This window comes from Streptomyces sp. NPDC001351 (assembly GCF_042896045.1).
Classification (GTDB): Bacteria; Actinomycetota; Actinomycetes; order Streptomycetales; family Streptomycetaceae; genus Streptomyces.
On record NZ_JBIAWS010000030.1, the window covers coordinates 24,491 to 33,407 of the forward strand.

The 8,917-nt window shown below is 70.2% G+C and carries 8 protein-coding genes; 4 read left to right on the forward strand and 4 right to left on the reverse strand.

Annotated elements, in window-relative coordinates:
• Positions 1-81: 81 nt before the first annotated feature.
• Positions 82-756 (forward strand): GntR family transcriptional regulator, encoded by a 675-nt coding sequence (locus ACFY1U_RS50340; protein WP_390700827.1) that lies wholly within the window; start codon positions 82-84, stop codon positions 754-756.
• 9 nt (positions 757-765) lie between these two features.
• On the opposite strand, the gene ACFY1U_RS50345 is transcribed toward ACFY1U_RS50340, so the two are convergent.
• The 4 genes from ACFY1U_RS50345 to ACFY1U_RS50360 all read right to left on the reverse strand — a co-directional run bounded on the left by ACFY1U_RS50345 (position 766) and on the right by ACFY1U_RS50360 (position 5,226).
• Positions 766-1,581: an HpcH/HpaI aldolase/citrate lyase family protein gene (locus ACFY1U_RS50345; protein WP_390700828.1), complete on the reverse strand. Its 816-nt coding sequence runs from the start codon at positions 1,579-1,581 to the stop codon at positions 766-768.
• Positions 1,578-2,447, reverse strand: a complete 870-nt coding sequence (locus tag ACFY1U_RS50350) for a hypothetical protein (protein ID WP_390700829.1) — start codon at positions 2,445-2,447, stop codon at positions 1,578-1,580. Before ACFY1U_RS50350 ends, ACFY1U_RS50345 begins: the two co-directional genes overlap by 4 nt.
• Before the next feature lie 204 nt (positions 2,448-2,651).
• The gene (locus ACFY1U_RS50355; protein ID WP_390700830.1) at positions 2,652-4,118 is read right to left on the reverse strand and encodes an aldehyde dehydrogenase; all 1,467 of its coding nucleotides are present in this window, start codon (positions 4,116-4,118) and stop codon (positions 2,652-2,654) included.
• A 154-nt stretch (positions 4,119-4,272) separates the two neighbouring features.
• A complete protein-coding gene (locus tag ACFY1U_RS50360) occupies positions 4,273-5,226 on the reverse strand; it encodes a LysR family transcriptional regulator (RefSeq protein WP_390700831.1) in 954 nt (317 codons plus the stop codon).
• Positions 5,227-5,356: 130 nt separating this feature from the next.
• On the opposite strand from ACFY1U_RS50360, the gene ACFY1U_RS50365 reads away from it, so the two are divergent.
• The 3 genes from ACFY1U_RS50365 to ACFY1U_RS50375 all read left to right on the forward strand — a co-directional run bounded on the left by ACFY1U_RS50365 (position 5,357) and on the right by ACFY1U_RS50375 (position 8,728).
• Positions 5,357-6,556: a CaiB/BaiF CoA transferase family protein gene (locus ACFY1U_RS50365; RefSeq protein WP_390700832.1), complete on the forward strand. Its 1,200-nt coding sequence runs from the start codon at positions 5,357-5,359 to the stop codon at positions 6,554-6,556.
• 43 nt (positions 6,557-6,599) lie between these two features.
• The gene (locus ACFY1U_RS50370; RefSeq protein WP_390700833.1) at positions 6,600-7,772 is read left to right on the forward strand and encodes an acyl-CoA dehydrogenase family protein; all 1,173 of its coding nucleotides are present in this window, start codon (positions 6,600-6,602) and stop codon (positions 7,770-7,772) included.
• Between the two features lie 131 nt (positions 7,773-7,903).
• A complete protein-coding gene (locus ACFY1U_RS50375; protein ID WP_390700834.1) occupies positions 7,904-8,728 on the forward strand; it encodes an alpha/beta fold hydrolase in 825 nt (274 codons plus the stop codon).
• The last annotated feature ends 189 nt before the right edge of the window (positions 8,729-8,917 follow it).

Consider the following 8,917-nt stretch of genomic DNA (forward strand, 5'->3'; position numbering starts at 1 on the left):
TGAGGAACGCCGGTCCCCCGCCTGCCAGCCGGCTGTGCCCCTTGTACGTTCCAGACCAGACCCACCGGCGAGGATGAACCGATGCCTTCCCCCGATGCACAGACGACTCGGCTGTCGAAGTCACAGCTGGTGTATCGCGCACTTCGCGAGCGCATCATGGACGGCACCTACAGCCCGGGATACCGCCTGGTCCTCGAACAACTGGCGCGCGAGTTCTCGGTCAGCGCCGTCCCGGTACGCGAAGCGGTACGGCTCCTGGAAGCCGAGGGCCACGTCACCTTCGAGCGGAACGTCGGCGCCCGGGTCGCGATCGACGAGACGAAGTACGAGACGGCGGCGGAAGCGCTGGCGGTGGTCGACGGTGCCGCCGTCGGGCTCAGCGGTCCGCACCTCACCGAGGACGACCTCCAGGCGGCCCGCGAGGTGAACGAGAAGATGCGCCGGAGCCGCGAATCCTTCGACCCGGTCGGCTTCGCCAGGCTGAACGGCGAGTTCCACGCCATCCTGCGCAGCAGATGCCCGAACACCGACCTGCTGACCATGGTCGACCGGCAGCTGCAACTCCTCGACCGGATCAGAAGGTCCCCCTTCGACTTCGTACCGGCACGCTCGCTCCAATCGGTCGAGGAGCACGAGGAGTTGCTCGCGCTCATCGAACGGGGTGCGGAACCGGACGAGGTCGAGCGCTACGCGCGGCAGCACCGGCTGAACACCTTGCAGGCGTTCATCGAGCAGCGCAGGCAAAACGCCGAGTGAGCGCGCGCCCTACGCGCGGGCGGCGAGTGCCAGGAGGCGCCGCGCGCGTTCCAGGACGGGCCTGTCGACCATCTGGCCGCCGACCGTGGTGACGGAGTCCCCGGCCTGGACCACGGCGCGGGCCCAGTCCAGTTCGTCTGCGGTGGGGGCGAATCCGTCGGTCACGTACGAGAGTTGGTACGGGTGGACGCAGAGCTTGCCCGTGAAGCCCAGGCGTCGGGCGTGGGCGATGTCCGAGCCGAGCGCTTCCCCGTCCCGTACGGCGGTGGTGACGCCGTCGATCGGCGGGCTGATGCCCGAGGCGGCCGAGGCGAGGACGAGGCTGGAGCGGGCGTAGGCCAGTGCCGTGTGGTCATCGTGGGCGACGCCGAGCTGGGCGGCGAGGTCGACGTTGCCGAAGGCCGCCCGGACGACACCGGGTGCGGCGCACACCTCGCGGGCCCGCTGGACGCCGAGGGCCGTCTCGATGAGCGGCACGAGGGCGCACCGTCCGGCCGTACGGTCGGCGAGTTCGGTGAGCACCGTCGGATCCTCGGCCTTGGGCACCATCACCGGGAAGCCGTGGTCGGCGGCCACGGCGAGGTCACTCTCGGACCAGGGGGTGCCGGGCGGGTTGATGCGTACGACCGCCTGGTTGCCGAGGGCGAGCCAGGCGGCGGTATTGTCCCGGGCGCGAACCTTGTCCTCGGGGGCGACGGCGTCCTCCAGGTCGACGATGACCAGGTCGGCACCGGAGGAAGCCGCCTTGTCGAAGCGGTCGGGCCGGTGTCCCGGGACGAACAGCAGGCTGGTCGCGATGGCGATCCGGTCGTGGGGCGCGGTCATGCGAAGGTCACCTCGGCCGTGGCGTGCCGGTCTTCCCGGTGGGTGGCGATGTACAGTTCGGCGCCGCCGCCCGCGGGCGTGCCGCAGGCGATGAGGTGTTCGCCGGCGAACACCGGCCGCCGGAGCCGGTAGGACAGCGAGCGCACGGGCCGGTCGGGGGCATGGCGTCGGGGCAGTTCGAGCATGAGCAGGGCGAGCAGGGGGCCGTGGACGACGACTCCGGGGTAGCCCTCCTCGTCCCGGCAGTACGGGGCGTCGTAGTGGATGCGGTGGGCGTTCGCGGTCAGGGCGCTGAACCGGAACAGCAGGGCGGGACCCGGGCGCAGCGGAAGCTGCCACGGGCGGTCGGGGTGGGGAACGGCGGATTCGTCGAGGGCGGCCGGGTGCTGTCCCGCCGTGCGCCCGGACCGGTAGACGATGTCCTGTTCCTCCACCAGGCAGACCAGGCCGTGCTGACGGAACTCACGGCGTTCGGTGACGAACAGCATCTCTCCGGTGCGGCCCTGCTTGGCGGTCACCGCGCCGAGGCTGCCGGTCCGCTCGGCCGGCTCCCCCAGGAGCAGCGGCCGGACGATCTCGCAGCGGCCGCCCGCCCACATGCGCTGCCGCTGCGGGACGGGCGGCAGGAAGTGGCCGTCGCGGGGGTGGCCGTCGGGGCCGAGATCCCGCCCGGCGGGCCAGCTGAGGAAGTACAGCCAGTGCCACAGCGCGGGAAGCGGATCCCCGGCCTTCGCGACCGGGTCGGGCAGGTCCAGGACCGCCGAGAGGGCGGCCACCGGCCCGGTGGGCAGGGGGTCCTCGTCGGTGACCGGCCCGGGAGTCCAGGACTCCACGTATGAGTCGAGTGGGGGCGGAGTGGGCTGCATCGTCCTGCTGTCCTTGTGTCCCGGTGTCCTGCTGGCCTTGAGTCCTTCTGGCCTTCTGGCCTTCTGGCCTTCTGGCCTTCTGGCCTTCTGGCCTTCTGGCCTTCTGGCCTTGTGGCCTTGTGGCCTTGTGTCCCTCTGTCCCTCTGGTCCTTGTGTCGTTCTGTCTTTCTGTCCCTCTGTCTTTGTCGGCCGCCGCAGGTTCTCTCAGCGCAGGACGAAGGGGTTGCCCGTGGGGGCGCCGGTGTTGATCCAGACGGACTTGTCCTCCAGGTAGGAGGTGATGGCGCCGATGCCGTTCTCGCGGCCGATGCCGGAGTCCTTGAAGCCGCCGAAGGGAGCCAGGTAGCTGACCGCGCGGTAGGTGTTGACCCAGACGGTGCCGGAGCGGATGCGGTCGGCCATGCGGAAGGCGCGGGAGATGTCGCTCGTCCACACGCCGGCGCCGAGGCCGTAGCGGCTGTCGTTGGCGATCTCCACTGCCTCGTCCTCGTCCTTGAAGGGGATGACGGACAGGACGGGGCCGAAGATCTCTTCCTGCGCGATGCGCATGCCGTTGCTCACGCCGGTGAAGACGGTGGGTTCGACGAACCAGCCGCCACGCTCGGCGGCCTTGCCGCCGAGGACGAGCCGGGCGCCCTCCTGCCGGGCGATGCCGATGTAGTCGAGGACCTTGGCGTACTGGGCGGGGGTGGTGATGGGGCCGACCTGGGTGGCCTCGTCCATGGGATCGCCCATGCGCGCGGTACGCGCCAACTCCACGAGCCTGCCCACGACTTCGTCGTGCACATCCTCCTGCACCAGCAGCCGGGAGCCGGCGATGCAGGTCTGTCCGGTGGCGGCGAAGATGCCGGAGACGGCGCCGTTGACCGCGGCGTCGAGATCGGCGTCGGCACAGACGATGTTGGGGGACTTGCCGCCGAGTTCGAGGCTGACGTGCTTGAAGTCGCGGGCCGCGGCCTCGTTGATACGACGGCCCGTGGCGTCCGAGCCGGTGAAGCTGACCTTGCGGACCAGCGGGTGCTCGACGAGTGCGGCGCCCACGTCCTGGCCGAAACCGGTGACGACGTTGAACACACCCGGCGGCAGCCCCGCCTCGTGGAAGACCCGGGCCAGTTCGAGAGTGGAGGCGGAGGTGAACTCCGACGGTTTCACTACCACCGTGCAGCCCGCGGCGAGGGCCGGAGCAACCTTCCAGGCCAGCAGCAGGAGCGGGGAGTTCCAGGGCGTGATGACGGCGACGACCCCGACCGGCTCCTTCTTCGTGAAGGCGAAGTAGCCCTTCTTGTCCAGCGGCGGGACGGTGCCCTCGACCTTGTCGGCGAGTCCGCCGTAGTAGTGGAACCACTGGGGGACGTAGGCGACTTGCCCGTGCATCTCCGTGAACAGCTTGCCGTTGTCACGGACTTCGAGCTCGGCCAGGTGCCGGGCGTTCGCGGCGATGGCGTCGCCGAGCCGGCTCAGCAGGGCGCCACGGGCGCTGGCGGTCAGCTCGGCCCAGGGGCCGGTGTACAGGGCGTGATGGGCGGCGCGGACCGCGTCGTCGACGTCCAGGGCTGTGCCCTTGGCGATCTCGGCCCACGGGGTGCCCAGGTAGGGGTTGTCCGTGGGAAACCACTCACCGCCGGCGGCCTCGCGGCTCTCCCCGTCGATGAACAACTCGTAGCGCTGCATGGAAGGGGGATCCCGTCAGCTAGAGGTCGGCTCTCATCACTCCCCATCATGAGTGCTGATGGACAGGGTTGGACAATAGAAAGCTGTGATGTCCGCATGCGTCGCGTGCATGTATGCGGAGCCTCTCCGCATGGGCACCCTGAACCTGGGCGAGTCACTCTCCCGCGGCAGGGGCGTCGTCTTGCTGGACCTGGGCCGAGGGCCATCTGCCCTGAGTCACCGCGGAGTTGATCCGGCGGACCAGCTCCCGTGCGACGACCTCCACGGCGGGCGGGGTGCGCCGGAACCGCGGCGTGCCGAGGACGACGGAGCGCCACACGTCGGGCTCACTCAGCGGCGCGGCGCTCAGCGTGCCCCGCGCGACGTCCTCGGCGATGCCCACGCCGGGCAGGACGGTCCAGCCGTGCCCCGCCTGGACGAGCTGCTTCTGCACCCGCATGGAGTTGGTCTGCGCGGCGACGTCGATGGCGGCCCCGGACCGCACCGCGGCCGCGTCGATCAGCCGGCGCAGCGCGTGCCCCGAGGTGGGCATGACGAGCCGGTGCTTCGCCGCCTCCGGAAACGGCACGGGCTGGTCGGCCCGGAGGCGGGCCGACGGGGGCGCGACCGCCCACAACCGTTCCCGCAGCAGCGGATGCGCGCTGAGGGAGGGTGTGCTGTCCAGGTTGTAGAGCAGGGTCAGGTCGAGGTCCCCGTCGTCGAGCCACTGCTGCAGATGCCCGGAGTAGGCCGTCATCAGGCGGAGTTCGACGCCGGGGTGGTCACGGGCGACCGCGGTCACGAGCGGCTCGGCCAGCAGGTCGCTGGTGCTCTCCAGCAGCCCGACGGTGACGATGCCGGTCACCACGCCCGGGGTCGGCTGCACCTCGGCGCGGGCCCGGTCCAGCTCGTTCAGGGCGCGCCGGGCCCGGTCGACCATGATCGCCCCGGCCTCGGTGGGCCGCATGCCCGTCCTGGTCCGTTCGAAGAGGGGGGTGCCCAGTTCCTGCTCCAGGGTGCGGATCTGCCGGGTCACCGCGGGCTGCACCAGGTGCAGCAACTCCGCGGCGCGCGTGACGCTGCCCACCTCGGCGACCGTGACGATCGCCTTGAGCTGCTTGAGGTCCAAGACGTTCTTCCTTCCCCCGCCATCCGAGGTACGCATGGTGGTATGCCGTATTGGTATTTCACCTACGTCGTCATGAGTGTTCATGATGGCACTAACGGCACGGGATCCACACCCTCCTGGAGGTCACCTCATGACCGCGCTCCCGGCAGCACCGCCCCTCTCCGGCATCACCGTCGTCAGCGTCGAACAGGCGGTGGCCGCCCCCTTCGCCACCCGTCAGCTGGCCGACCTCGGCGCACGGGTGATCAAGGTGGAGCGGCCCGGCGGGGGTGACTTCGCCCGTCGGTACGACACCACGGTGCACGGCGAGTCCAGCTACTTCGTGTGGCTCAACCGCTCCAAGGAGTCGGTGACGCTCGACCTGAAGACGGACGCCGGCCGCGCGATCCTGGAGCAACTCCTCGCCGGCGCCGATGTGTTCGTACAGAACCTGGCCCCGGGCGCGGCCGTCCGGATGGGCCTGGGCGCCGAGGCCCTCGCCGAGCGCTTCCCCTCCCTCGTCCCGTGCTCGATCTCCGGCTACGGCTCGACCGGGCCGTGGTCCGACCGCAAGGCGTACGACCTGCTGGTGCAGTGCCAGACCGGGCTGGTCTCCCTCACGGGCAACGAACACGGGGGCGCCCGGGTCGGGGTGTCGATCGCCGACATCGCGGCCGGCATGTACGCCTACTCGGGCATCCTCACCGCCCTGTTCACCCGGGCCACCACGGGTGTCGCCCGGGCCGTGGAGGTCTCGCTGTTCGAGGCGCTGGCCGAGTGGGTGAGCCAACCCGCCTACTACACCCGTTACGGCGGCACCCAGCCCCCACGCCTGGGCACCCAGCACGCCACCATCGCACCCTACGGCGCCTTCACCGCCGCCGACGGCAGGGCCGTGCTGTTCTCCGTCCAGAACGAGCGCGAATGGGCCGCCCTGTGCGAGCGGTTCCTGGGCCGGCCCGGGCTCGTCACGGATCCGCGCTTCGCCACGGGCTCGGCCCGGGTGGCGCACCGCGAGCAGTTGAACGCGCTCGTGGCCGAGCGGTTCGGTGAACTGGACAGCGACGAGGTGACGAAGCTGCTGGACGCGGCGGGCATCGCCAACGCCGGCGTGAACGACATGACCGACTTCCTGGCACACCCGGTGCTCAGCGGCCGGGACCGCTGGCGGGACGTACCGATTCCCGGCGGAGCCGCGGTGTCCGCGCTGCTGCCGCCGGTGGATCTGGCCGGAACGGCCCCACGCATGGACGCCGTCCCCGCCGCCGGGCAGCACACCGACGCCATCCTGGCCGGCCTGGGATACGGCCCGGCCGACATCGAGGGCCTGAAGGCCGAGCACGACATCTGAACCGCCCTTCGTCACCCGTCACTTCAGCAAGGAGCACCGCCGCATGGGCACCCTGGACCTCCTGTCCGAGGACGAACAGCTCGTCGTCCGTACCGTGCACGACTTCGTCGACAAGGAAGTGAAGCCCGTCGTCCGGGAGTTGGAGCATGCCAACACCTACCCCGAGGCCCTCATCGAGCAGATGAAGACCCTCGGGATCTTCGGCCTCGCCGTCCCCGAGGAGTACGGCGGCACCCCGGTCTCCACCCCCTGTTACGTCCTGATCACCGAAGAGCTGGCCCGTGGCTGGATGAGCCTGGCCGGCGCGATGGGCGGCCACACCGTGGTCGCCAAGCTGCTGCTGCACTTCGGCACCGAGGAGCAGAAGCGCCGGTACCTGCCGAGGATGGCCACCGGCGAGATCCGCGCGACCATGGCCCTGACCGAACCGGGCGGCGGCTCGGACCTGCAGGCCCTGCGCACCGTCGCCCGCAAGGACGCCGACGGCGGATACGTGGTCGACGGGGCGAAGACCTGGATCACCAACTCGCAGCGCTCCGGGCTCATCGCCCTGCTGTGCAAGACCGACCCGGACGCCACTCCGGCGCACAGGGGCATCTCGATCCTGCTCGTGGAGCACGGCCCGGGCCTGACCGTCTCGCGTGATCTGCCCAAGCTCGGCTACAAGGGCGTGGAGAGCTGCGAGTTGTCCTTCGAGGACCACCGGGCGCCGGCCGACGCGCTGCTCGGCGGCGTGGAGGGCAAGGGCTTCGCGCAGATGATGAAGGGCCTGGAGACCGGCCGCCTTCAGGTCGCCGCCCGCGCGCTCGGGGTCGGCCGTGCGGCGCTGGAGGACGCCCTCGCCTACGCCCAGGAACGCGAGTCGTTCGGCAAGCCGATCTGGCAGCACCAGTCCATCGGCAACTACCTGGCCGACATGGCGACTTCACTGACCGCGGCGCGGCAGCTCACCCTGTACGCGGCACGGGAGGCGGACGAGGGCCGCCGTGTGGACATGGAGGCGGGCATGGCCAAGCTCTTCGCCTCCGAGACCGCGATGCAGATCGCGCTCAACGCCATCCGCATCCACGGCGGTTACGGCTACTCCACCGAGTTCGACGTCGAACGGTACTTCCGCGACGCCCCGTTGATGATCGTCGGCGAGGGCACGAACGAGATCCAGCGCAACGTCATCGCGAGCCAGCTCGTCAAGCGCGGAGGACTGGACGGCGGCTGACGCGATAAAGTCTTGACACATCAGATTCAAATTGAAATATTTACGTAAGGCCATTTAAACATGTTTCAATGGCCGCGAGGCCTCACGAGCAGGATCACCCAGCTTCCCCTGTGATCGAAAGTTGGCCCCCCATGACATCTGCATCCGCAAAGTACGGCTCCGCCTTCACCGAAGGTGTCGCCCAAGCCGACGGTCACCCCATCCGCTACTTCCGCGCCGGCGCCGGCGACACTCTCGTCGTCATCCACAGCGCCGTCGGCCTCCGCTTCTCCCCCTTGCTGGACCGCCTCGCCGAGCAGTACGACGTCATCCTCTTCGCACTGCCCGGATGGGGCGACGAGCCCGACGGCGGCCGCGGCCGCAACTTCGGCGAACTGGCCGACACCGTCTACCAGGCGACCCAGGACCTCGGACTGAAAAGCTTCCACCTGCTCGGAACCACGCTCGGCGGCAACGTCGCCCTGAACATCGCCCTCGATCACCCGGAACGGGTGGCCTCACTGGTCCTCGAGGCACCCAGCACCTTCCAAGAAGGTGTCGACCCTTCGGCACAGGCGGACCTCACACCCGAGGAAGCCCTGCGCTTGGTTCGCGTCCACCCCGAGCGGGAGCCGGTCTTCGTACCGCCCCACCCCGACTCCCAGGCTCGGATGTTCGCGCTGATCTCCAGGCTCGACGGAGCGAACCCCGACCACGCGAAGCAGATCACCGAACGTCTGCCGGAGAGTTCCGTTCGCACGCTGGTGGCGTTCGGCGAGCAGGACGGCTTGATACCGCCCCAGAACGGACGCACTTTCGCCCGTCTCATGCCCGACTGCAGCTTCGTCCTCCTTCACGACGCCGCACACGACCTGCAGGGCGACCGCGCCGAGGATCTGGCCGCCCTCATCGCGGACTTCCTCGCTCACGGACCGGACTTCCAGCTTCCCCAGGACGCCACCCTCGTCACCCCGTGAGTCACGCCATAGCGCCATGAAAGTGGGGGGGGGGGGGGGGGGGGCGCCCCCCCCCCCCCCCCCCCGGGGGGGCGCCCCCCCCCAAAACACCCCCCCCCCCCCCCCCCCCGCGCCGGGGCCGCGCGGGGCGGGGGGGGGGGGTGGGCAAAACCCCCCCCCCGCCCACCCCCCCCCCCAAAAACACACCCA